The organism is Rufibacter sp. LB8 (genome assembly GCF_014876185.1).
In the GTDB taxonomy this organism is placed as follows: Bacteria; Bacteroidota; Bacteroidia; order Cytophagales; family Hymenobacteraceae; genus Nibribacter.
Map to the genome: position 1 here is coordinate 1,656,080 of NZ_JADALJ010000001.1, position 24,579 is coordinate 1,680,658.

Annotated in this window: 16 protein-coding genes; 6 read left to right on the forward strand and 10 right to left on the reverse strand. The window is 51.0% G+C overall.

The window, feature by feature from the left end:
- Positions 1-258 precede the first annotated feature (258 nt).
- Positions 259-567, reverse strand: a complete 309-nt coding sequence (locus IMY23_RS07115) for an HNH endonuclease signature motif containing protein (RefSeq protein WP_192821418.1) — start codon at positions 565-567, stop codon at positions 259-261.
- 170 nt (positions 568-737) lie between these two features.
- Here IMY23_RS07115 and IMY23_RS07120 point away from each other — a divergent pair, with 170 nt between their 5' ends.
- On the forward strand, positions 738-1,961 hold the full coding sequence (locus tag IMY23_RS07120; RefSeq protein WP_192821419.1) for an MFS transporter: 1,224 nt from the start codon (positions 738-740) through the stop codon (positions 1,959-1,961).
- A 118-nt stretch (positions 1,962-2,079) separates the two neighbouring features.
- Here the strand turns inward: IMY23_RS07120 and IMY23_RS07125 are convergent, their stop codons facing one another.
- Positions 2,080-3,291, reverse strand: coding sequence for an alpha/beta fold hydrolase (locus IMY23_RS07125; RefSeq protein ID WP_192821420.1), 1,212 nt, complete (start codon positions 3,289-3,291; stop codon positions 2,080-2,082).
- A gap of 108 nt (positions 3,292-3,399) precedes the next feature.
- On the opposite strand from IMY23_RS07125, the gene trxA reads away from it, so the two are divergent.
- The 4 genes from trxA to IMY23_RS07145 all read left to right on the forward strand — a co-directional run bounded on the left by trxA (position 3,400) and on the right by IMY23_RS07145 (position 9,766).
- A complete protein-coding gene (gene trxA, locus IMY23_RS07130) occupies positions 3,400-3,789 on the forward strand; it encodes a thioredoxin (RefSeq protein WP_370589835.1) in 390 nt (129 codons plus the stop codon).
- Between the two features lie 477 nt (positions 3,790-4,266).
- The gene (locus tag IMY23_RS07135) at positions 4,267-6,141 is read left to right on the forward strand and encodes a peptidase M61 (protein WP_192821421.1); all 1,875 of its coding nucleotides are present in this window, start codon (positions 4,267-4,269) and stop codon (positions 6,139-6,141) included.
- A gap of 467 nt (positions 6,142-6,608) precedes the next feature.
- Positions 6,609-8,924, forward strand: a complete 2,316-nt coding sequence (locus IMY23_RS07140) for a TonB-dependent receptor (protein ID WP_225986439.1) — start codon at positions 6,609-6,611, stop codon at positions 8,922-8,924.
- Entirely contained in the window at positions 8,924-9,766 is an 843-nt protein-coding gene (locus IMY23_RS07145) for a DUF4249 domain-containing protein (RefSeq protein WP_192821423.1), read from the forward strand. The genes IMY23_RS07140 and IMY23_RS07145 overlap by 1 nt, the downstream gene beginning before the upstream one ends.
- Positions 9,767-10,192: 426 nt before the next feature.
- On the opposite strand, the gene IMY23_RS07150 is transcribed toward IMY23_RS07145, so the two are convergent.
- From IMY23_RS07150 to sppA, 7 genes are all read right to left on the reverse strand, one after another.
- Positions 10,193-11,011 carry a purine-nucleoside phosphorylase gene (locus IMY23_RS07150; RefSeq protein WP_192821424.1) on the reverse strand — a complete coding sequence of 273 codons (819 nt, stop codon included), beginning with the start codon at positions 11,009-11,011 and terminating at the stop codon, positions 10,193-10,195.
- A gap of 206 nt (positions 11,012-11,217) precedes the next feature.
- Complete coding sequence (locus IMY23_RS07155; RefSeq protein WP_192821425.1) at positions 11,218-12,042, reverse strand: hypothetical protein; 825 nt, start codon at positions 12,040-12,042, stop codon at positions 11,218-11,220.
- 20 nt (positions 12,043-12,062) lie between these two features.
- Positions 12,063-15,896 carry a TaqI-like C-terminal specificity domain-containing protein gene (locus IMY23_RS07160; RefSeq protein WP_192821426.1) on the reverse strand — a complete coding sequence of 1,278 codons (3,834 nt, stop codon included), beginning with the start codon at positions 15,894-15,896 and terminating at the stop codon, positions 12,063-12,065.
- Between the two features lie 662 nt (positions 15,897-16,558).
- Positions 16,559-17,407, reverse strand: coding sequence for a YsnF/AvaK domain-containing protein (locus tag IMY23_RS07165; RefSeq protein WP_192821427.1), 849 nt, complete (start codon positions 17,405-17,407; stop codon positions 16,559-16,561).
- Positions 17,408-17,457: 50 nt separating this feature from the next.
- Positions 17,458-17,937, reverse strand: coding sequence for a YsnF/AvaK domain-containing protein (locus IMY23_RS07170; RefSeq protein ID WP_192821428.1), 480 nt, complete (start codon positions 17,935-17,937; stop codon positions 17,458-17,460).
- Between the two features lie 266 nt (positions 17,938-18,203).
- Positions 18,204-18,986, reverse strand: coding sequence for a DUF2382 domain-containing protein (locus IMY23_RS07175; protein WP_192821429.1), 783 nt, complete (start codon positions 18,984-18,986; stop codon positions 18,204-18,206).
- Between the two features lie 506 nt (positions 18,987-19,492).
- Complete coding sequence (sppA, locus tag IMY23_RS07180) at positions 19,493-21,259, reverse strand: signal peptide peptidase SppA (protein ID WP_192821430.1); 1,767 nt, start codon at positions 21,257-21,259, stop codon at positions 19,493-19,495.
- Between the two features lie 631 nt (positions 21,260-21,890).
- Between sppA and IMY23_RS07185 the strand changes: the two genes are divergently transcribed.
- The gene (locus IMY23_RS07185; RefSeq protein WP_192821431.1) at positions 21,891-22,466 is read left to right on the forward strand and encodes a hypothetical protein; all 576 of its coding nucleotides are present in this window, start codon (positions 21,891-21,893) and stop codon (positions 22,464-22,466) included.
- A gap of 460 nt (positions 22,467-22,926) precedes the next feature.
- On the opposite strand, the gene IMY23_RS07190 is transcribed toward IMY23_RS07185, so the two are convergent.
- Entirely contained in the window at positions 22,927-24,201 is a 1,275-nt protein-coding gene (locus tag IMY23_RS07190; protein WP_192821432.1) for a replication-associated recombination protein A, read from the reverse strand.
- Positions 24,202-24,579 lie beyond the last annotated feature (378 nt).

The window sequence follows — 24,579 nt, forward strand, 5'->3', positions numbered from 1 at the left end:
CGTTGCCATCTGGTTGGGGGGAGCCGGAAAGACGCTAGTTCATTAACAATAAAATAATTCGAAAGATAGGGGCTTGCCAAGTGTACATCAAGAGAGGATTCTTTCATTTTTTTGCATTTTTCAAAGCATTGTATTTACTTTAATATCAAAAGCGCAGAATAACCACTAATATTTTAATAATCAGCGGATTCCGAAGCTTTAAATCCTTCCGTTTTAGGGTTCATTTCTGGAAATGAGCCCCAAAACGGAAGCATTGCCTTACCTTTTCCTGCGACGGTTGGAGATTCTGTCAAGGCGTTTAGTCTTTACCCAAAGCAAATATTTCTGCAGGTCTTCGGCTTGCCGGAGTTTCTCCAGGGTGTTGTAGAGCACGGCCAGTTCTTTGTTGGTGAAGGTGAGGTGGATGGTACTATGGCAAGGTTGGCACAATGGGGCGGTGGGCCCGTGCCGCCCGCCTTCCTCCCTAGGAATTAAATGGTGCAGGGTGGTGAACCCTACCTCGCGGCCGCACAGGGCGCAGACGGGGTCTGAGGCAGGGAAAGCCGCGTTTTTCTTTTTCTTCGCCACCAGTGGTCACAGGAATGTTGGTTCATTTTAAACAGAAAGCCAGTGGTTTGGGTTTTACCCATGTGATTTATTTACTTTTGCGCCCTCACGCTTTTTGCCGGCAGAAACCTCTTGGTAACGGCCGCGTAAGGCTTGGGTAGTTTTCACTTTCCCCTCGCTCCACAACCCACATGTCTTCCGCTACTTCTTTGCCGTCTTCCCCGCACGCCCTGCGTGAAAGTTGGTTGCTGTTCATATTGGCCGCCATACAATTCACGCACATCATGGACTTTGTGATCATGATGCCCCTGGGCCCGCAGCTCATGCGGGTTTTCTCCATATCACCGCGCGAATTTGGGTTTCTGGTGTCAGCGTACACGTTCAGTGCGGCCATTTCAGGCTTGCTCAGCGCGTTTTTCATTGACAAGTTTGACCGCAAGCAAGCGCTGCTGGTGTTGTACCTGGGTTTTACTTTGGGCACGTTTGCCTGCGCGCTGGCGCCTACCTTCACTTTTCTGCTTATTGCCCGCGTGCTGGCCGGCGCGTTTGGCGGCGTGCTGGGCGCGTTGGTGCTGGCCATTATTGGCGATTCTATTCCGGAGGAACGCCGGGGCGCGGCCACGGGCAAGGTCATGGCGGCGTTCTCTATTGCGTCTATTGGCGGCATTCCGGTGGGTTTGTATCTGGCCAGCCATGCCAGTTGGCACGCCCCGTTTTACCTTTTGACCGTGCTATGCTTGCTGGTGCTGGTGTTGGCCTGGCGCATGCTGCCGTCTATGCGCGCGCATTTGCTGCACCACGTGCCCCAGCATCCGGCCCAAAACCTGAAGACCATTTTCACCAGAGCCAACTGCTTGTGGGCCTTCGCGCTGATGGTGGTGCTGTCCATGGCCGGGTTTACCGTGGTGCCGTTTCTGAGCCCGTACATGGTGGCCAATGTGGGCTTTGCCGAAGTGGAGTTGAGTTACATTTACCTTTTTGGCGGTTTGGCCACGGTGGTGACCTCGCAATACGCCGGCAAGCTGGCAGACAAGCACGGCAAGAAGAAAGTGTTCATGTGGGCGGCGCTGGTTTCTATCATTCCTATTCTGGTGGTGACCAACTTGCCCCAGGTGCCTCACTGGCAGGCGTTTGTGGTGACCACGGCGTTTTTTATTGTGTTCGGGGCGAGGTTTGTGCCGGCCATGTCCATGATCACCTCCAGCATTGAACCGCGGTTGCGTGGCTCGTTCATGAGCGTGAACTCATCGGTGCAGCAGTTGGCGTCTGGCATGGCGGCGTTTATTGCGGGCCTTATTATCACCAATGACCCTATCACCCAAAAACTTCAGCATTTTGGTACCATTGGCATTATTGCGTCTGTGTTCACGGTGCTGTCTATGTGGGTGGTCACCAAACTGAAGCAGGTGAGTTAATTTACTTGCTGCTTGTTGATGGCCGTTTTCGAGCTCGTTTCCAGAAACGAGCCCGAAAACGGAAAAAGCCCCTGTCCTAAAGAACCGGGGCTTTTTCGTGGTGAAAAAATCCAAATGCTTATTTCTTTTTCAAGGAAGTAAACCAGGGAATGAGGTCTTTGATCATGGGTTCCAGACTGCTAAAATGCGTGCCTCCTTTTATGGGAACAAACGTGAGCGTAGTAGCACCAGCGGCGTTCATGGCGTTTACCGTTACCTGTGAGTTCTCAAACGGCACCATGGTGTCTGCGGTGCCGTGGTACAGACGGGCCGGACTTTTAGGCACCCAGTTCTTCAAACTATTGCGTTTGAGCGCGTCTTTCAAAGGCTGTTCCCCGGCTCCCCGGAGGGCCGCCAAAAAGGTGGAGTTGAACAGTTGGGCAGGATCTGAAGACAAGGCGCTGTTGATGGAACTGCTGGTGCGTGTGCCATCAATCAATTCCTGAATGCGGGTGGCGTACGGTTCCCGGAAGAAATCGGTTAAAGGTCGGTTCCAGTTGTAGGTTTTGTTATAGGCCTGAATAATGAAGGCCAGGTTGGCAGGGTAGTCATACTTCTGACCAGAGACAATGCGGGCCAGCATGCCTTCCAGGTCATAGCCTCCGGCTCCAGCCCCGGCGCCCGTCACGGTGAGGCCATGGGTTGGGTTCTCCTCAATTTCCTTCTGCGCCGCCAAGGTCACGTACCCGCCCTCAGAGTAACCGGCCAGAAATAATTCCCCAGACTCTTTGATGTTGTTTTTCTGGAAGAACGATTTACCGGCCTTGATCATGTCTACCACGGCGGTGCCGGAGTGTTTCACGTCATAATACGGGTGCAGAATGTGCTTAGACTCGCCGTAGCCAATAAAGTCAGGTACCACCGTCAGGTAGCCCGCCGCCCCAAAAGCCTCAAAACCAGTGAGCGAATTCAGCTGAAAGTTGCTGGGCGCGTATTTCTGGTCAAAGGTGGTGCCGTGGTGCGCACTCAAAATGGGTGCCGGGCCCGGCATGTTCAAGGGTACCACCATCAGCCCCGAGGCTTTGATTTCCTGCCCGTTGTACTGGGTAAGGTACACCACGCGGTACACATCCACGTCAAATTTCACTTGCGCGGCCAGCTCCGGCTGCCCGTTAGAGACGGCAATCTGCCTTAGGCCCGCGGCCGGAATGGTAGTCAGTTTGGTAGCCGACACCAACAGGTCTTTCTGTTTTTCAACGGCGGTCACCGGGCCTTCCAGCACCTCCGGATCTTTGCACGAAGAGCAACCCAGCAAGGCAATGAATATGGTAGATAAAAGGAAAGTTTTCAAGGGGGAAATGGTTAGGTGAGTGTCCTTTTGTAAAGGTTCTGTGGGGCCAGAAAGTTCCGTTGCGGGGCTAACCCGTCCACCTCAAAAAGTCAGAAAAAGCCAATTTTTATGACAAGGAAATACGCAATGGAGTTCACCTGGAACTGGCTTTCCCCGTATAGGTTCTTGGACCAGAAATTCAAAGGAAGTATGGCGAAAAAATCATTCCAGGAATTAATCAACAGCCCCGGCATGCCCGTGCTGGTAGACTTCTACGCCGACTGGTGCGGCCCCTGCAAAACCATGGCGCCCATTCTGCAGCAAGTGGCCCAGCAGTACGCCGGCAAGGTGAAAGTGATCAAGATTGACGTAGACAAAAACCCAGCGGTGGCGCAGCAATACCGCGTGCAGGGCATACCTACGCTGTTACTTTTTCACCAGGGCAAACAGGTCTGGCGGCAGTCAGGCGTGGTCCCGGCGCACCAACTCAGCCAGATTGTGCAGCAGCATTTGACATAGCGGTTTCCGTTTTCGGGCTCATTTCTGGAAACGGAGCCGAAAACGGAAATCACCCCATCTACTTCGCTATTGGGAGTCTTCCGCAAGGCGACTTCACATCAGTCCTGAATCTGGAGGAACTCTGTTATGAGCAACCTGTATTTCTGGTGGCTAAGAATTACCATAGATTTCACCAATAGCGCCATTTGCCATTCGGCAGGAAGTCAGAGACTTCCATTCCATTCAAAGTTAGGAGTCGCCCTGCGGAAGACTCCGAACAGCAGAGAAAGTGATGGCCTGGCCTCAAACAGTTAAAAGTCCGTTTTTGGCTTCGCTTCTGTAAATGAGCCCGAAAACGGAAACTACCATTTTGTAAGTTTTAGACGCCCCCCGCTACTTATAGAAGAAGTGTAAACGAGCCTGTGGCCAGGAAATTATCTTGGGCACGTACCTAAAACGGGTAACTTTCGTTTTCATAGCATTCCATACAATTCCAACATGCGTAAAAACTTTTTGGCAGCGCTGGGCCTGGCCCTTTTGTTGCAGTTCCCTACACAGGCTGACCCAGAGCCAGAAACGGCCGCTCGCGGGTACCGGTTCTCCATTGACCTGACCCAGGTAAAAAATGACAAACTGCAGGTCACCCTCCTAACCCCCGACATTGACCAGGACGAAATCATCTACAATTTCCCCAAGATGGTGCCGGGCACGTACTCAGTGTATGACTTCGGGAAGTTTGTGAATGACATGGTGGCCCTTGACAAAAAAGGCAAGAAACTGCCCGTGGAACGCATCAATCAGAACAGCTGGCGCATAAAGAAAGCCAAGAAACTGGCCAAGCTCACCTATTGGGTAGAGGACACCTGGGACACATCTAAAAAAGAAGATATTGTGTTTGAACCCGCTGCCACAGACATTGAAAATGGCAAGGTGTTTCTGCTCAACAACCACGGGTTTTACGGCTATTTTGACGGCATGACCAAAGTGCCCTATGAGGTAACCGTAACCAAACCGAAGGGTTTCTACGGTGCCACGCCCTTGCGCGCCACGTCTTCCACCGCCACCGCAGACACCTACCGTTTGGCCAATTACAATGACCTGGTAGACTCGCCCATGCTCTACAGCGTGCCAGACACGGCCATGCTCAAAGTAGGCAGCGCCGAAGTGCTCATCTCCACCTACGCCGCCGGCGGGGGCAAGCGCTCCCAAAACCTGGCGCAGAACATCAAAACCATTCTGGAGGCGCAGAAAAACTACCTGGGCGGTGACCTGCCCGTGGACAAATACGCGTTCCTGATTTACATTGACAACAAACCCAACCGCACGGGCATGTATGGCGCGCTGGAGCATTCGTATTCGTCGGTGTATTATTTCCCGGAGATGCCCCCGGCTATGCTGGCCGAGCAGGTGCGCAACATTGCGGCGCATGAGTTCTTCCATATTGTCACGCCGCTCAACATCCACTCAGAGGAAATCGGCAATTTTGATTTCGGCAACCCTAAAATGTCCAAACACCTGTGGCTCTATGAAGGCGTGACCGAATACTTTGCCCACCACGTGCAGGTAAACCAGAAACTGGTGGAGTTTCCAGATTTTCTGGCGGAGTTGCGCAACAAAATCATTTCGTCTAAACAGGAATACAAAGATGACCTGGCCTTTACGGAGCTGAGCCTGGGCGCCCTGGACCAGCATGAGAAACAGTACGGCAACGTGTACCAGAAAGGCGCGCTGCTGGGCATGGCCCTGGACATCAGGCTTCGGGAACTGTCAGGTGGCAAATACGGCATCCGGAACCTGATGGCCGATCTGAGCAAGACCTACGGCAAAGACCAATCGTTTAAAGACGAAGAACTGTTTGACAAGATCACGGCCCTCACCTACCCAGAAATCAGGGAGTTTTTCAGGCTGTACGTGGAAGGCGCCACGCCGCTGCCGTACCAGGAGATTTTCAGTAAAGTGGGGGTAACTTACGCGCCCACCGGCGTGCAGCGCAGGTTGTCGTTGGGCAGGCCTACGTTGGGATACGACCAGGCCTCTGGGCACATCATGGTGGCCAGCGTGGAGAACGTCACGGCCTTCGGGAAACAGCTGGGCTACCAGGCCGGCGACCAACTCTGGCAAATCAACGGCGAAGATATCACGCTGCAGAACGCCACCGACCTCATCACCAAACACGTGCTCAACGGCCAGGAAGGCAGCGACTTGACCCTTGTGGTAGGTAGAAAAGACGCCAGCGGCACCGTGAAACCCAAAGTGCTCAAAACCAAACTGGTGCCCTCAGAAGAATATGTGGCCCATGTGTTAAACCCAGACCCCAACGCCACGGAAGCCCAGAAAGCCCTGCAGCAAGCCTGGCTGTATTCCACGCTGTAAGGTGTTTAAGGTGTAGTATCCGTTTTCGGGCTCATTTCTGTAAATGAGCCCGAAAACGGATTTCTTCTTTTGCCGGGTTCGTAGGGGAAAACCCAGCATGAGCGGTCAAGTAGAGGTGTCTTTTTGAAAACCCGGGGCCAGGAGCCAGGCATCCGCCAAAAGAAGAGACTGTGGCTGGTTCTGTTTAGAGCTTGTTTAAATTTTGATTTTGCAGGCGAAAAATGGTAGCAATAGGTTCTGGCAAAGCCCTTTTTGAGCAGCATAGCAGCGCTATGGTGAGAAAAAATGGTGAAGTCAGGTTCTGTTGATACCGTATTGCAGCGCAAAAGGCAAATTTAAACATGCTCTTAGTAGGCCAACCAAAGCGCAATCTTTTCTGTATCAGCTGAAAACAAATCAAGCGTCTGGGCGTTATGCCTGTAGCTACATTTACTAGAAACGTGTATTCATTTGCCCAACTTGTACCCTTGCCTTTCTTAAAACGTGTGCTGCCGGCCTTGCTGGCGCTGCTGGTGTATGCCCACACGGGGCAGGCTCAGGCCAGAGTCACGCTTACCGGCACCTTGCGCTCCGCCACCACCGGCGAACCGCTCATTGGCGCCACCGTGGCCGTCCCCAGCCTGGGCACCGGCGCAGAAACCAACGTGAACGGCCTGTATTCCCTCTCCCTGGCACCCGGCACGTACCAGGTCCAATTCTCCTACCTGGGCTTCCAGACTGAACTCCGGGACGTGAAACTCACCGCCAACACCCGCCTCAACCTGGAACTGAAAGAAACCACCAACACGCTCAATGAAGTAGTGGTGGAAGCCGAGCGCAACTCATACCAGCAACGCCTCACCACGCCCCAGATGAGTGTGGAAACCTTGACCGCCCGTGAGGCCAAACTTCTGCCCGCGCTGTTCGGGGAAGTGGACATCATCAAAACCTTGCAACTGAAACCGGGCGTGCAGAGCGGCGGCGAAGGCAGCACCGGCCTGTTTGTGCGCGGCGGTAGCAATGACCAGAATTTAGTGTTGTTAGACGACGCCCTGGTGTACAATCCCAGCCACTTGTTCGGGTTTTTCAGTGTGTTCAACCCAGATGCGGTGCGGGGCGTGGAGCTTTACAAAGGCGGTTTTCCGGCGCAGTTTGGGGGGCGGCTCTCCAGCGTGTTGGACGTAAAGCTGCGCGAAGGCAACCGCAAGGAATATGACGTGTCTGGTGGTCTGGGTTTGATAGCCTCAAGGGTGACGGTGGAAGGCCCTATTCAGAAAGACAAATCCTCCTTCTTGATCTCCGGCCGAAGAACGTATGTAGACGTGTTCACGCGCCTGATCAACAAATCTCAGGAAAGTGACCCAGAATGGGCGCCCATCCCAGATTATTACTTCTATGACTTCAACGCCAAGGCTTCTTTTGAACTGGGCGAAAAAGACCGCATCTTCTTTAGCGGGTACTACGGCCGTGATTTTTTCACCTTCAATGACGCCGACTTCAACTTCAATTTCAACTGGGGCAACCGGGTGGGCTCTCTGCGCTGGGTACACCAGTTTTCGCCTAAATTCTTCTCCAACACTACGCTCACCTCGTCCAGATACTCTTATGAGATCAAAAACCAGCTGGACATTTTCAGTTTCAGCCTTACCTCCCAGATCTCAGACATTAACCTCAAAACCGACTTTGAGTGGAGCCCCAAAGAGAACCACACCTTGAAATTTGGCCTTTCTGGCACCAACCATGAGTTTGTGGTGGGCCGCCTGCAGGCTGGCAGCGAAGACGGATCTGTGAGCGTGAACGCGGGCAATACCTACACCGGCTTTGAGTATGGCGCCTACGCCTCAGATGACTGGGAACTGAGCCCCAGCCTGACTTTGAGTTATGGCTTGCGCGTGTCGGGGTTTGTGAACAAGGGTAAGAACTTCACGGGCCTGGAGCCGCGCGCCGCCGCCAGTTACCGTTTAAATGAAACACTCACGCTCAAGGGTTCTTACACGCGCATGTACCAGTACGTGCATCTGGTGTCTAACTCCGGCGCTTCGTTGCCCACTGATATCTGGTACCCGTCTAGCCCCGGCGTAAAACCGCAGCTCTCTGACCAGGTGGCGCTGGGCCTCACCAAAGTGTACAAAGAAGACTGGCTGTTCAGCACGGAGGCCTATTACAAAGACATGACCCGGCAACTGGATTTACGTGACGGCGCAGAGCTGTTCGGGAACACAGAACTGGAGGGCGAATTTGTCTTTGGCACCGGTGAAAGCTATGGTCAGGAATTTTACGTGGAGAAGAAAAACGGCCGCACCACCGGCTGGGTGGGCTACACCCTCTCCTGGACCAACCGCACCTTCCCAGACATTAACAACGGCAAGACCTTCCCTACCCGTTTTGACCGGCGGCATGACATTTCCATAGTGGCCATACAAGAAGTGAACAAGCGCATAAGCGCCACCGCCACCTTTGTGTACGGCACGGGCAACGCCTATTCTTTGCCGGTACAGCGCATTCTGGTGCAAGACGTGGAGGGCGAAGATTTTGTGGTGGTGCCCATTTACCCAGACCGCAATTCGTTCAGGCTGGCGGCTTACCACCGCTTAGATTTAGGTTTGGTTTGGAAGTTGCGGCCCAAGCGCGGCAGCGCAGACCTTACCTTTAGCGTGTACAACGCCTACAACCGCCGCAACCCCTATTTTGTGTATTTTGAAACCATTGAAGACGAAGAGACGCGCCAAATCACGGGCTTTGCGGCCAAACAGGTGTCTTTGTTCCCCATAATTCCGTCTGTGACCTATAATTTCAAGTTCTAATGAAAACTTTTTTTAACGGTAGGCTGATATTGACCCTGTTTCTGGCGGCGGTTTGCACGGCCTGTGACATGGAGCAGGAAATTGAGGTGAAATTGCCTAAAATACCCGCGCAACTGGTAGTAGAGTGCTATCTGGAGAACGGAAAACCCATTAAAATGGCACTGTCTGAGTCTACCGGCTATTTTGACAACGTGCAGCCCACCATTGTAGACGATGCCACCGTGCTTATCACCAAAAACAATGAAGCGCCCATCAAGCTCACGTTCCGGTTACAGGTAGATGAGGAAAACCGAAAGGCCTACAACTACCACAACCCCGTGCTCATTGACGCCAAACCCGGCGATGTCTATACCCTGGAAATCACCGACCCCAGAGGCCGCCGCGTGACCGGCTCCACCAAGATTCTGCCGCCCGTGCCTTTTGACAGTGTGGGCTACAAGTTCAATGACAAACCCGACAACGTGAAAGAGGCCTATCTATATGTGCGCTGGCAAGACGACCCCGCCGCCGAAAACTTTTACCGCCTGCTGGCCCACCAGAAAGACACTTCCACCGTGGACAACACCAACAGCCGCATGGACGCCGAAATCACCGACCGCCTGCGCAACGGCCAGAAAATCACCTACACCACCACCTACCGTTTCAAGAAAGACGACACGCTCAACCTAAAGCTTTACCACGTAGACCAGGCTTACTACCGCTTTATCAGCAGCACCGAAGACGCCCGCCGTTCCAACGGCAACCCCTTCGCGCAGCCCGTGGCGATCCAGAATACCGTGGTAGGCGGCTACGGCGTGTTCACGCACCTGAACTACGTCACCAAGGAACTGATCTTGAAATAGCAGAACCTCGCATTAAAAAAAAGCCTCCGCTTGATTTCCCCCACGGGCATCAAGCGGAGGCTTTTCTGTTTTCGGGCTCATTTCTGGAAATGAGCCCTAAAACGGAAATCTCAATGGACTATTAAGATTTACTTCACGCATCTCGTCCCCCTTTGAAGGGGGTAGGGGGATGATAAGGCCAGTTGTAGGCCCGACTACTAACTAATTTTAACAAGAAAGTCTGATTCTCGGGAAAGCAAATTCATTTAAAGTCATCATCCCCCTACCCCCTTCAAAGGGGGACGAAATGCGTGTTGATTTTCATTCACTAATACTATTCTTCAAGTAAAGCCCCGGTCTGAAATCCTTACAGGAAATCAGGCCGGGGCTTTTCTGTTTTAGGGCTCATTTCTGGAAATGAGCACTAAAACGGGTTGCCATAGCTACTTAGGGTTGGCGCTGGATGAGTTCTTTGATTAACAAGGTCATGTTGGGCTCGGCCTGGGCGGCGGCGTCTAGAATGTCTTGCAAAATCACTTTCTTGATCTTGCCGGGCACGCACATATCTGTGATCACAGAAACGGCAAAGACGGGCAGGTTCATGTGTACGGCGGCAATGACCTCGGGCACGGTGCTCATGCCCACGGCATCGGCGCCAATGAGGCCCAGGTACTTGTATTCGGCTTTGGTTTCCAGCATGGGGCCGGGCACGCTCACGTACACGCCGGTCTGCACGTTCAGGTTATGGCGCTCAGAAATATCCAGGGCCTGGGAGATCATGTCGGGGTCATAGGGTTCGCTCATGTCTGGGAAGCGGGGCCCCAGCGTGGACAGATTCTTGCCAATGAGTGGGTTGGTGGGCTGCAGGTTGATGTGGTCTGTGATGACCATTAAATCTGAGGTATTGAACTGGGGGTTGAGGCCGCCGGCGGCGTTGCTCACCAGCAGTTTCTGAATGCCCAGCATTTTCATGACCCGTATGGGAAACACCACCTGCTCCATGGTGTAGCCTTCATAGTAATGGAACCTGCCCTGCATGACCACCACGTTTCGGCCGCCCAGCTGGCCAAAGATCAACTTGCCGCTGTGGCTCTCTACCGTTGACACCGGAAAATGCGGAATATCCTGGTAGTCCAGGGCGTACTGCACGGCAATGTCTTGCACCAGCGCGCCCAGGCCCGTGCCCAGCACTATGCCGAAGTCTGGTTGAAACTGCTCTATTTGCTGCTGTATGTACGTGGTGGCTTCTTGTAGGTGCGGTAGCATGTTGCGTAATGGTTGGTGGGCGCCGCGTTTTGGGCGGCGTTTCACAAATGTAGCCCGAAAACGGAAAACATGAAGAAAGCGCCCCTGTTAATCTTTTCACGTTGCCAAGGCAGCGGTTGGTTCACATACTTCCGGGCTTTCTTGCACCGGTAGTGACAGATTCGTTTTTGGCCTCATTTCTGGAAATGAGCCCCAAAACAGGAAATTTATAGAAATCCGTATTCCAGTTCCATCACATCTTGCCCAAACCGAATGACCGTAGGGTACCCGTTTTTGTTGTATTCATAGGTGAATGCATAGGTGGTACTGGTAGGGGTGCCAGACACGTTGGTGTCAATGGTTAGCTTGGTAATATTATTGGGGCTGTAAAAAAACGCCGCGTTGGTATAGCCAAAATCTAAATAGGTAGAGGGCACGCCAAAAAGGGGGTTTACGGGGCTAGTCAAACCTTGCAAGGGGTTTTTCTGGGCATCATAGGAATAGGCAAAGGAAGCTATTTTCCCTAAAATGGTTTTCAAGGAATTGGACTTGAAAATTTCCTCTTTCACTACGTTGCCATTGGCGTCAAATTCTGTGACAATGGCGTAGGCAATGGCTTGGCCGTCAAAATTCACAAAAGCCGTCATTTTCCCATCTGCGCCATATTCATACGTGAAATTCCTATGCGCATAGCCTTTTGACGTAGCAATTCTTCCTTGGGCATCATAGGTCAGCACTTCTATAAATTTAGTTAAGGTAGCTGCATCTGTAATGGTTTCAAGTTTGCCCTCTGCGGTATAGGTGAACGTGTTGGTAAAATGCGCTGCATTATTTTTATCATTGAACGTAAAGGCCTCCAATTTTCCATTAGCGTTGTATTGAAGCGTGCGCACGCCGTTGAAAAAACTACCAGCATGGCGGTCATCGCCCACCCGATGCGTGATTTTGGTTAACAGGTACTGCTTGGGTTCCTCTTCTTCCTCTGTACACCCGAAGGAAAGCAGAACCAGAAACAGGAAATACCACGTGGCGCGCAGGTGAATTGTTTTCATCTTGTTGTACGTGCTTGGGTTTAGCTGGCTTCTACCAGGGCAATTTCTTCGGGGGTGAGGTCATAGAGTTGGTACACCAGTTGGTCTATCTGCCTTTCCAGCGAAGCCGTGTCTGCCTGTGGGTTTTCTTTTTTGAGGTCGAGGATTTGGGTGACGAGTACGATTATATCATTTTGGTCTAAACTGTTTTCAAATTTAAATAATGGCAATGATTTAAATTCTTTAGTTTTAATTTTAGGAAATAATTTATCAAATTCATTATTAGTATTTTGAAAATACCAAAACACCAATTTTGAGTTTAACAAGGCTAAAACAACTTTTATATAGTCATCATTTTTGCTCTTCAGTTTTGCCACATAGGCAGTTTGATCAACAATAAAATCATCACTAGTGTAGGCCACAACAAGTTTAGTACTTCCTGGAATTTGTCGTATTAAAATTTTTGCTCCTAGAAACTGGTAAAATTGTCTTGGCTCAGCTAACCACTTTCCATAACTTAAATATTCATTATTCCATTTGACTATATAATTTAAAATATTTTTTCCTCTTAATTCAGGCAAATATGTTTCATCTAGCTTTACATTTGAATTAAAGACTCTGCCTTTTACTTCAATTTCTGTTTGTTTAGGAGTTCCTTTACCTATCTGGTACTCTTTAACTCCAGATATCACATCGAACAAATCTTCAACTCTCTGAGATTTGGAATTAATTTTATCAATTACTGATATTAAACCTGCATCTAAAGTAATTGTAAAATTGTAGTTTGTATTTTCTCTAAATTTTTCGGCAGAAAACTTGTTCACTTCTCTAAATCCGTTATCATCTAATATAATATAGGAACCATTATCATTAGAACCTGTTAATTTAAAGTTAGCGATAACTACTTCAACAGAAGCATCATCAAATACTTGTTTTTTAAAATCAATAATTGAATATAACTTTAGATTTTCAAGAATAAATTTTCTTAAGTTTTTGCAATTTTCATTTCCTAAAAAAGTATTTGGAATAATAAATGATATAACACTTTCCTGGTGCGCAATCATTTTAGCTCTTTCTATAAATAAATGATATAAATCGAGTTGATTTTCTGCAGATGTATAATTTTTTAGAAAGTAATTTCTAATTGAGGTTTTATCATCTCGTAATCTTAAATACGGCGGGTTCCCAATCACCACGTCAAAGCCAGCAAAGTTGCCGTCGTTGTCCAGCACCTCGGGGAACTCGAAGCGCCACTCAAAGGCGTTCCGGTAAATGGCGTTGCTTTTGATTTCGTCAATGCCCGTGCTCAGGGCGGCAATGTCTTGCTCCAGTTTCTGCTGCTGCTGTTTCCGGGTTTTCTTCTCCTTGGCGCTGGGCTCAAACATGGGGATCTGGGTGGTGAGCACCTGCAGTTCGCCGGTGAGTTTCTGCAGGCGTTTCACCTTGGGGTCATTGCGCTGAATCTCCGTCCGGAAATCTGCCTTAATGTGGTTGATGATGGTTTCCAGCTCGCGCTTGCGGTCTTTGTTGTGGCTGTTCTTGTATTCCTGCACAAAGCTGCGGTACTGGGCCACGCTGTACTTGGTGCCGCGCAGCGCCTCGCTCAAGTCTGTGTCCAGCCCAAACCGGCTCAATAGAGAATTTCCCTGCTTTATGTTAATGTCAATGTTGGGCAGCGTCTGCAGTTCTGGTTGGTTGCTGACCTGGGCAAAACCATCACGCAAGCCCGCCGCGCTGGCGTAGCACACCGGGCTGCTGAGCCCCACCCCCGGCCCCTCCCCAACGGAGAGGGGAGCACTTGAAAGTCCCTCTCCGTTGGGGAGGGATTTAGGGTGGGGCAAATAATATGCATTTTTAAGCAGTTCAATCCAGAGGCGCAACCGGCAGATTTTGACAGAGTTGGGGTTGATGTCTACGCCGAACAGGCAGTTCTCAATAATGGTCTGCTTTTCATGGAAGAGCGTCTGCTGCACGCGCTGCGTTTCGGGGGCAATGTACAGCCCTTTGCCCTGGGCGGCGGGGCTCACGGTGTACTCAAAAATATCTTGCGTGTGCAGGTCTGTGACAATCAGTTCATCGTTCTCAATGCTCACGTCATGCTCTGTGAGGCGCACGCCTTTGTAGTCGGCCAGCAGTTTGAGTTCGGCTTTTACGGCAATGAGTTCATTGAGCGCACTCACCAGAAAGTGCCCGCTGCCCACGGCGGGGTCACAGATGTGCAAACTGTTGAGCAGCGCGTTGAATTCCAGAATTTTGGCCGCGCTTTTGTGGTCGGCCAGGTAATTCTTGAGGTCGTCGAAGTTCTGGGCCTGCCAGTTGTAGGCTTCGTTGAATTTCTGCACTACCGCCAACCGAATGGCCTGCCGGCACATGTACATGGTAATAAAGCCGGGCGTGTAAATGGAGCCGTCTTTGTACCCGTTGATCTTCTCGAAGATAAGGCCCAGCACGGCGGCGTTGATCAGGGTTTTGCTTTCCTCCTGAATCTCTTCGCGGCCTTCAGACGCAAAATCATACGCATCCAGAAACCGGAGCAAATATTCCAGTGCGTTCAGGCTCTGGGCCACGGGTTTGTTTTTGGCATCGCGCAGCACGGTGTTGGGGTGCAGCGGCAAGGTGGTCATGTCATCTAAGCTGTTGACCCTGATAATGTCATCTTCCAGCTCGGTGGGCTCAAACAAAGAACTGTTGAGGTAGGGTACGTGCCCGTATTTCTGCTGAATAGCGCCGGTGCGCTGCTCCGGCCGCCGCGCCAACACCTGAAAGAACAGCTTGTTCAGTTCATCATACTGCGGAATGGTGGCATAGTTCAGGAATTTATAGCCCGCGCCGCCCCGGTGGTATTTAATCAACTGCGCTTCCAGCAGTTTCAAAAACAAGATGCGGTTGACCCAGGTAATGCACAGCTCCAGCGCCACCGTGAACAGCCGTTCCTCCTCGGTGGCCCCATACGCCGAAGGCGGGTTCAACTTGCGCAGCCGGTCTTCTGACTCAATGGTAAGAATGGCGTTTTCCAGCAACGCTCCCTCCTGCCGCCGCTCCGGCGGTTTGCGCTGAATCAGTTTCTTGTTGCCCACCTTAGTTTCCTCCAGCCCGATGAGGTGCAGCAATTCACTGTAAAAGCCTTTGTCTAAGCTGTTGCTGTCATTGGTGAACGGCAGCTTGAGCAAATGCACCGGGCTCAGAATCTTGTAGAGGCCAATGAGTTGGTTGTCGTCTTTCTGGTTTTGGTTACGCAGCGCCTTCTCAAAATCCTTGAGGTTGAAATAGGTGAAAGGCAGTTCCTCGGGCAGCGTGTCTAGAAAAGGTTTGGCAATCTCTTTGTAGAAATGGTCTGTGTTGTTGCTTACTTTCTGGCCGGTTTTCCAGGCGTCATAGTCCTTTTTGAGCTGCGTATTCTTCCCAAACAGCCGCTCAAAATCCTGCGCGTCAAATACAAACCACTCGTAAATGTTGGTGATGACCAGGTGGCGCATGTCGGTGTTCTGGCCGTCTAGCCGTTCGCGCAGGTAATACAAGATGAGTTCGTGCAGGGCCTTGGCGTTCAGGTTGGTTTTGGTCACCATGTCACTCTTGTTGCTGTGCCGTTTCACCTCAAACAGCACGCCCGCCGGGGTTTTGGCCTCTTTGCCCGTGTGCAGCACGAAATCTGTCTTGCCCTTGGTGGCCACCAAATGGTCTGGGTTGTAGAAGGTATTTTTGAGGAAATCCATGAGGTGGCCTTTCACGTTTTCCTCGGTTTCTTTGTCATCAATGCGGTTCAGGAGCTGCACCAGATTGCCCTTGAACACCTCCATGGCGGCGCGTTTGGGTTTGATGAGGCGGTAGGCTTTGTTCAGGCGTTGCTTAATAGAAGATGGCGTGGCAGAAATCATGCAGGACGTAACGGGTTTTACCCCCAAAAGCTACGGAAATTCCGCCGGGTTTTAAAAGCCACCCGTTATTAAAGCGGCCCTCAGGAATGCGCGGGAGACAAGGCAATGCCTGGTCTCTACAGGTTTCATTCCCGTTTTTGGCTTCATTTCCAGAATTAAGCACAAAAACGGACTATTGTGTTTCGGACTATTGTGTACGGACATGTCTTGACCTGTCCCCACGCATTCCTGATTACCACGCGTGTCTGATTGTGTAGGGGCGTATCGCATACGCCCCACGCATTTCTGATTCACGCATTTCTTCCCCCTTTGAAGGGGTTGGGGGATGATCACTCTTCTCGGTTACAAGCATTCCCGAGATATTTTTTTGTAAGGGGCTATTCCACTAGCTGATGGTTCTTCAAACTGCCTTGTCATCCCCCTACCCCCTTCAAAGGGGGACGGAATGCGTGTTTGAACAATTGAAAAACTTAGGCTGACGAAAGAATTTTTTGAAAGGGATTTTCCTAAGCCGCCTGCGTTTTGGGGCTCATTTCCGGAAATGAGCCCCAAAACGGAACGCTGTTGCCTTGTTCTTTGCAGGCAAATCCTTTCTTGCAAGGCATAAAAAAAAGGCTGCCCCAAAATGGGAACAGCCTTTTCAAAAATTATCTGTTAGCTAATTATACAGAACGGTTTTGGTCAGAAGAATACCCTGGCTGTGTGCCGTCCTGGCGGGTGCGGGTAGTGTCTTTGTTGAGGTTCTCCACATCTACCTCGGTAGAACGCACGGTGCCTCTCACCACTTCCTCACGCTCTTCCACTTCTTTGTTCAAGGCCACTTCGCCTACCACGCGGGCTTCTTTGTTTACTACCGGAACTTCGGCGCGCTCGGTGATATTGAGTTCGCCTTCTTTAAAGTTGTTGAAATCTGCCTCGGTGGCGGGTCTGTCTACTTCGCGGCGTTCTACGCGCACGTGCTCAGACCGCAGACGCAGATGCTCCTCTACGGGGCGTTCCACAATTCTGCTTCTGATCTGGGCACCGCCAGTCTCTACTTCGCGCTTGCCTACCTGCAGGTTTTCCTCAATGATAGGAATAGCGCCGGTGGTCTGCTGCTGGTTAGAACCTGTCCAGTTATTGCTGGTGTAGCCGTACTGGGCGGCGCGGTCGTTTACATCTACAGAACCGTACTGGTCAAGGATGGTGGCGGCACGGCGGGCTTCCTCATCTGTGGACGCATGCACGGTCACTACGCAGTCGCTGCGCCGGGCCACGTGTGAATAGGCGCGGGCGTCATCATCATCGGCACCAAACAAAGACCGGAAAAACCCAGAGATGCTGTCATCGTCTTTTTCCTGGTACGCATTGGTGGTGGTTGACCCTGCTGCTGACGAAGAGGAACCGGTGGCTCCGTTGGTGGCGCTGGATACGTCTATTCTGCTATTGTCTATGCCCAGGGTACGCAATTCCTGTACGGCTCTCTGTGCTTCTGATGAACTGTCGAAAATACCAATGACTGTCTTGCTCATAGTTTTAGAATTAAGGTTAAAAAAATTGGGGGATATACTACTTGTGAAAATTATGCTTGGGAGGGTGCCGCACCGGCCTGGTCATGGCTGGTGCGCTCAATAATGATTTCTTCTTTCTTGAGGGTGACGTGCTGCACCTCTTGGGTGGTGACCTGCTGCTTGGTGATGTGCAGTTCCTCTACCACCATGAGGCGTTTTTCTACCACCAGCACCTCCTGCAGAATAGGAATGATCATGGTATTGCCCTCATGGCGAATGGGCGGGGGCGGCGTCTCTACAAACTGGTTAACCGGCACCCGCTGAATGTCATGCTCTTCCTGCAACAAGGGTAAGTTCACCGGCACTTGCTGCTCATTGACAATCTTGGTGATTTTTACATTACCACGTTCCACCACCTCTTTGTCAATCATTACCTTTTCCTCTATCACTGGAATGATGGTGGAAGCGCCGTCCTGGGAAGCAGTGTGTTGTTGCTCCCTTGCCCGAGGATCATTGCCTGATGTATGAGATTGGTTAGGGGTAGGTTCCATTGGCTCGTTTTATAAAAGGCTAAACGGCAATGGCTTTGATTGGTTTGATATTTTTGTATTTTTTAATTACTATCTTAATCATACAAAATATAAACTCTGCTTAAAACCACATTATCCACAAGCAACTATTTGAATTACAGATCATTTAAGGAAACCCAGTTTAATTACACCTGGAAACCGCTATTAATACCAATATGACTATATTAATAATTCTGAATTTTTAACCTTTACCATTTTTAACTGGAAAAGGCATGTGCTTAAAGAGTTTATTTGGTGTTTTCAGGTGTAGATGTGGGATCTGCATCCGGCGAGGTGGAGTTGAATAGCTGTACATCTACGGCTGTGCTACGGGCGGAAGTGTGCACGTGGGTTTCTTGCTCATCGGTTTCTTTGTGGAGGACTACCTCCTCCACCACAAAAGCCTGCTTGGTCACCACCGGTATCTCGGTTAGCTCTGGCAAGACAAGGGCACCTTCCTGAAAAGGGCGCAAAGAAGCTTTTTCCGCAGCGGGCCCCAGAGGCACTTCCGTAATTTGCTTCTCCACAGGTGTTAGCGTAATTTCTGGAATAGGCTTTCTTAGCGTGGCTGGCTCATGCTGGTCAATTATACCATTTGGCAAGTCTGGCGCTTGGCCCGGGAGCGCGGAGCCTGGCACATGCACATGGCCCTCCATAAACACCCGCAGCACCATGGTCTCCATGGCAGACGTCACCTGGCCTTTTTCATAGGCGGGCAACGCCAACAACTGTTGTTCCGGCACATGCGGCACCAGCACCGTTCTTTCTGGGGCTTGCAGTACGCTGGGCCCCACCGGCACCAAGACAGCGTAAGGCGGTTGATTTTGTTCCGTTGCCAGAGCCACCACCAGGTAACTGGCTTTCTGAGCCGCGCGGTCAATCAGTAATTCGGTCACGTTTCCTACCAGCAGACCCTGGGTGGTGACCACCTGCCAACCCCGTACATCGGGCTCCCCTTGCCGCACCTGGTAGTCACTATCGCCTAATTCCAGCAAATGACTGCTCCTAGAACCTACCTCTCTATTCTCCATGTTATCTATTTTTTAAGCCGGACCGTAAAGCCCCGTTGAATAAAACACTCGCCGCCGACGCCAACTTTTACTTCTGAAAAAGAACACCAGGTTGCCTTGCACCAACCGCCGCCAGCCTAGTAAATACGAGGCCTTTCCGTAGTTGTTAAGATTATTATGTTTTGGAAAGTATGCCACATGTTAAGAAGGCCCTGAAGAGTAGAAAAGGCTTCCGTTTTCAGGCTCATTTCTGAAAATGAGCCCAAAAACGGAAGCTAAGGCAGCGCAACCGTAGAGACGAGTCATGAACTGGACACCCCCGCATTTCTGATCAGTACGCATTGCTGATTTTCACGCCTTCCCGCAGGGGATATTATTTTGTGGCATAGCAAGCCTAAGACTCAGGACAGAGTTTAGGACAGGTCAAGCCCTGTCCGTACCATCTGCATATAGCGTTTCTACTTCATCTAAAACAAAAGAGACTGCCAGGGGCAGCCTCTTTTGCAGGGGAAAGCTCTGAATCAATTCTAATCAATGGTGATTTCAAAGGGCATGCGGGCCTGTATGCCTTGCAGTTGCATTACCTTCTGGTATTGCTGGTAATACGGCAGGGCGGCGCCCAGTTCTTGTTGCAGGGCGCGGTGCTTGAGTTGGGTTTCCGTGTCTGAGAAGAAGCTTTGCATAAAGGATTTTTGCGCCGGCAGGCTGCGCAGGCGGTAATCACCTTCTTTAAGGTCGGCTTTTTTGGCGGCGATGGCAATGGCGGTTTCCAGGCCACCCAGCACATCTACCAGGCCGTTTTCTTTGGCTTCCAGGCCAGACCACACACGGCCCGAGGCCAGTTTCTTCAGCTGGTCCACGGGCATGTTGCGGGCCTTGGCGGCTTTGGTGGTGAAATCCTCGTAGATGCGTTCCACTTCGCGCTGAATGTGCATTTTCTCATAGGCGGTCATAGGCCGGGTCACCGAGGGCACGTCTGAGAACTTGCCGGTATTCACGCGATCTGTGGTAATGCCCAGCTTGTTTTTCAGGAAGTTCTCCATGTTCACCATCATGCCAAACACGCCTATGCTGCCGGTAATGGTGGTGGGGTGCGCCACAATGGTGTCGGCGGCCATGGCAATGTAGTAGCCCCCGGAGGCAGCCACGTCAGACATGGACGCAATCACCGGCTTTACTTTCTTGGCCAGCATCACTTCGCGCCAGATCACGTCTGAGGCCAGAGAACTTCCGCCCGGCGAGTTGATGCGCAGCACAATGGCTTTCACGCTTTTGTCAAGCCGGGCCTTTCTGATGGACTTAGACAAACCTTCGCTGCCAATGCTGTTGTCACTGCCTTCGCCGCCGGCAATTTCCCCGGAGGCATAAATCACCGCAATTTTGTTGGATGAATCGCCGTCTTTTTTCTCAGGGTCGGCGGCTTTTTTGTAGCGGCCCAGGTTCACCAGCTTGAGTTCCTTGTCTTTGGCGATGCCGGCTTTCTGCTTCATGAAATCTGTGGCCTCATCATAATACCCCAGATGCGTGACCAACCCCAGGCGCTTGGCGTCTTCGGCGTTGTGCACCAGCATGGAGTCTGAGATGTTCTTCACCACGGCCACGTCTTTCTTCAAGGTCTTGGCCAGGTTCTGCAGCATGTAGTTGTTCATGGAATTGAGGAAAGACTGCGTCTGCAGGCGGCTGGGCTCGCTCATTTTGTCTAAGATGAACGGCTCCACGGCGCTTTTGAAATCACCGACTTTAAAAATGTACGGCTGCAGGTCCAGTTTCTCCAGGGAGCCTTTAAAGAACATCACCTCTGAGCTCAGACCGTTCAATTCAATGGCCCCTGATGGGTTGAGGTAGAAGCGGTCGGCCACGGAGCCCAGGTAATAGGCTTTCTCGGTAGAGAATTCGCTGTAGGCCACAATGAATTTCTTTGATTTTTTGAAGTCCAGCAGGGCGTTTCTGATTTCCTCCGTAGAGGCCATGCCCGCACTCAGGAAGTCCATTTTGAGCAGAATGCCCTTGATGTTATCATCTGCCTTGGCTTTTCTGATGGAGGCTTTGATTTCGTCCAGGCCAATGCCGTTATCGCCAAACACATCGCCCATCCCCAGCTCGGCAAACGGACTGCGGGGCGCCCGTTCCACTACGGGTTGGCTTAACTTGATTTCCAATACTGAATTATTGGCAATGGTCACGGTGTCGTCTGAGGCCGAGGCGGCAATGCCCACCAGGATCAGGAAGCCCACAAAGCCAAATAAAAACAGGCCCACAATGGTGGCCAGCACAAACTTAAAAAATTGTCGCATAGGTTAATGTTGTCAAGCCATGTACATACTGCTATTGGATTTAGCTGCACGTGCCCGGCCTGTTGTTCGTCTGGGTTATTAGTCGATGAAAGGGAAAAAGCCTTACAAGTTGTAGAATAGAAATTTACAAGGAATTGGATTAGCGCAGAAATAACCCTGTTTCCTTCGGTCGCGGCGTAATCTGTTTTGGGCCTCATTTCCAGAAACGAGCCTGAAAACGGGAAACTCACTCTTCATTTATAGCCAGAAGCCCAGTAACGTTGCAATGGTAACATCATTCGTAACCCTTGTTCTGCTTGTTGATGAAAACACTAACTAGGGCGCAAGTAAATGGGCAGAAAGTAAACGCATAATTTCCCCGCCTTCCTTCTGACTTTGAAGCGGGTGGATGGTTGATTTCTATTGCTGATAATTAACTTTCCAAGAATCACTTCCAGGTTCTCTGCCTAAAGTGTAGCGCTAGCGTAACTCTAGGCAGAGAAAGCATTCAACCCAAATGATCATTCCCGGCGAAAAACCAAAACCAAGTATGTAATGGGTTTAGCAGACCGAAGGAACCTTTTTTCTTCTACTTGGTCACCACCTTCACTTTCAAAAAGCCAAATTTGCGGTTTCCCGTATAGGAACACATATGTACCGCTGGCTCGTTTTCATTCTGCTGTTGCTGTCGCCTTTTGCTGGAGAGGCCCAATACCGCCGTAACCTGAATTTCAAGTACTTCGGGCTCACGCTGCACCCCAAGGGCGATGACAACGCCGAACTCATGCCCCTCAACCCCGACGGCAAAGGCTATTTTGTCATGAATGTGGGCGCCAGCGTGGGCTATGAGCATTTCTTAGGCGGCACCAAATTCTCAGTGAAAGCCCTGCAAGCCCTCTATGCCGACTGCGCCATGCAACTGGCTGGCTTCACACACCTGGGGCTGCGCGCGGTGATTTTTGAGGCAGGCCGGCATTCGTTGAACGGAGGCCTGGGCCCTACCCTGGTCTACCGCCGCAACTGGTCTAAGTTGGAAGGTTACAATCTCTCTACCTCGTTCTTCGGGGGTGACGCCTCTGACAAATGGCAATACCGCATGATCTGGTACGCCGGCGAACTGGAATACAATTACCGCCTGTCAGAGAGAACAGATTTCTCCACCTCCTTCGTGCCCGGTTATCCCAACATCATGACCCTCTCATTTGGCGTGCGGTATTGGCTGGACTAAGGTGCTGATTTTTTAACGTGCTGATGTGCTACTTAGAATTTTGGTGATGTGCTAATTTGGTGATGAACCTGTTTAGGAAAGGGAAAAAGACGTAATAATTGACTGCCTTTGCTGGTGATTTGTTGTTAGTGTTTAGTTGAAAGAGGAAGAGGGAAGTTATCCTGTTTTTAGGCTCTGTTTCGGAAATGAAGGCCAAACCACAACCATTATCTACTTGTCACCCTGAGTGCAGCCGAAGGATCTAACAAAGAAACATTCCTACCTATTCCTAATTGTGATAAAGGGCCCAAATAGGCATTGACAATTATCCTAACATAAAATCAAAGTGGATTCCTCATTAGATCCTTCGGCTGCGCTTAGGGTGACCTCAAAAAAGGATGTTTTCACATTTTCTAATCTCCACATTTTCAAATCATCAAATTAAGGAAATAGCACATCAGCACATTAAAAAATTAGCACATTAATAACTGTACCACCCAGCCCACTGGTTTTGCAGGTTTTTGCGCATTTCGTTTTCGCGGGCGTTGTTGCCGGGGTTAAAGAAAATGGTGCCTTTAAGTTCATCTGGCAAAAAATTCTGGGCCTTGAAATTGCCTTCGTAGTCATGCGAGTATTGGTAAGCCTCTCCGTACCCGATCTCCTTCATCAATTTGGTGGGCGCGTTCCGGAGGTTCAACGGCACCGGCGGACTCCCCTGCTCCCGCACCATGGCCCGCGCCGTCCGGATGGCTTTGTACGCGGCGTTGCTCTTAGGCGAAGTAGCCAGATAAATAGCGCACTGCGACAATATAATATCACACTCCGGGTAACCGATCACGTTTACCGCCTGAAAGCATTCGTTGGCCATGATGATAGCCGTGGGATTGGCGTTGCCGATATCTTCAGACGCCATGATCAACATGCGGCGGGCAATGAATTTGGGGTCTTCGCCGCCTTCCACCATACGGGCCAACCAGTACACCGTGGCGTTGGGGTCTGAGCCGCGCATGGATTTGATGAACGCCGAAATAATGTCATAATGGGCTTCGCCACCCTTGTCATAGAGCGCCAGGTTCTGCTGCGCAATCTGCTTGACCAGGTCATTGGTAATCAGCAACTTTTCGCCTTTGGTGCTGCCGTCAATCACAATCTCAAGCAGGTTGAGGAGCTTGCGCGCATCGCCGCCCGAGATGGCCAACAATGCCTCGTATTCCTGCACTTCTATGTCCTGGGCTTTGAGCACTTCGTCCTGCGTGAGCGCTTTCTGCACCAGTTCCACCAACTCAATTTTCTCCAGAGATTTCAGTATGTACACCTGGCACCGGGAGAGCAACGCGGGAATCACCTCAAACGATGGGTTCTCGGTGGTGGCCCCAATCAAGGTCACCGTTCCTTTCTCCACCGCGCCCAGCAACGCGTCTTGCTGTGACTTGTTGAAGCGGTGGATTTCGTCAATAAACAACACGGTTCCTTGCCGTTTTCGGGCCTGGTCAATCACGTCTCTAATGTCTTTCACGCCCGCGTTAATCGCGCTCATGGCCACGAAAGGCACTTTCAGTTGCCCCGCAATAATGCCCGCCAAGGTGGTTTTGCCTACGCCTGGCGGTCCCCAGAAAATCATGCTGGGCACCATGCCTGCCTCAATGTAGCGCCGCAAAACGCCTTTGGGGCCTACCAAATGTTGCTGACCGGCATATTGGTCCAGGTTGTGGGGGCGCATGCGTTCAGGCAGGGGCGCTTTGGTGGTTTGGAACATGGCTATCTGGTATCTGAAAATCTACGGGTACTATACGCAGCGGCCGCAAGATACGAAGGTGCTTTTTCTTATCCGTTTTCGGGCTCATTTTCAGAAACGAGGGCAAAAACGCAATTGGCGGAGACACTCGTAGGAGCTGCGCACACTACGAGATCTTTTGAGTAAGCGCTTGTCGGGCCCTCCACCGTAGAGACAAGGCAGTGCCTGGTCTCCACAACCGGCAACAGAATTCCAGATTCGTTTCCATTTCCAATTTGGAGCCCGGAAACGCAACTGGCATAGACCTCACAGGTTTCCAAAACCTGTGAGGTCTTTTGAGCAGGCGGCACTGTTGATGCCAAAAACGCAGACTGCCTTTCAAACTGTACCTTTCCAGCC

Excerpts from the sequence above, each read along its gene's own strand:
- IMY23_RS07120 (WP_192821419.1), top strand. The coding sequence starts at position 738 with ATGTCTTCCGCTACTTCTTTGCCGTCTTCCCCGCACGCCCTGCGTGAA.
- IMY23_RS07135 (WP_192821421.1), top strand. The coding sequence starts at position 4,267 with ATGCGTAAAAACTTTTTGGCAGCGCTGGGCCTGGCCCTTTTGTTGCAG.
- IMY23_RS07145 (WP_192821423.1), top strand. The coding sequence starts at position 8,924 with ATGAAAACTTTTTTTAACGGTAGGCTGATATTGACCCTGTTTCTGGCG.
- IMY23_RS07190 (WP_192821432.1), bottom strand. The coding sequence starts at position 24,201 with ATGTTCCAAACCACCAAAGCGCCCCTGCCTGAACGCATGCGCCCCCAC.
- IMY23_RS07175 (WP_192821429.1), bottom strand. The coding sequence starts at position 18,986 with ATGGAGAATAGAGAGGTAGGTTCTAGGAGCAGTCATTTGCTGGAATTA.
- sppA (WP_192821430.1), bottom strand. The coding sequence starts at position 21,259 with ATGCGACAATTTTTTAAGTTTGTGCTGGCCACCATTGTGGGCCTGTTT.
- IMY23_RS07170 (WP_192821428.1), bottom strand. The coding sequence starts at position 17,937 with ATGGAACCTACCCCTAACCAATCTCATACATCAGGCAATGATCCTCGG.
- IMY23_RS07160 (WP_192821426.1), bottom strand. The coding sequence starts at position 15,896 with ATGATTTCTGCCACGCCATCTTCTATTAAGCAACGCCTGAACAAAGCC.
- IMY23_RS07155 (WP_192821425.1), bottom strand. The coding sequence starts at position 12,042 with ATGAAAACAATTCACCTGCGCGCCACGTGGTATTTCCTGTTTCTGGTT.
- IMY23_RS07185 (WP_192821431.1), top strand. The coding sequence starts at position 21,891 with ATGTACCGCTGGCTCGTTTTCATTCTGCTGTTGCTGTCGCCTTTTGCT.
- IMY23_RS07165 (WP_192821427.1), bottom strand. The coding sequence starts at position 17,407 with ATGAGCAAGACAGTCATTGGTATTTTCGACAGTTCATCAGAAGCACAG.
- IMY23_RS07150 (WP_192821424.1), bottom strand. The coding sequence starts at position 11,011 with ATGCTACCGCACCTACAAGAAGCCACCACGTACATACAGCAGCAAATA.
- trxA (WP_370589835.1), top strand. The coding sequence starts at position 3,400 with ATGACAAGGAAATACGCAATGGAGTTCACCTGGAACTGGCTTTCCCCG.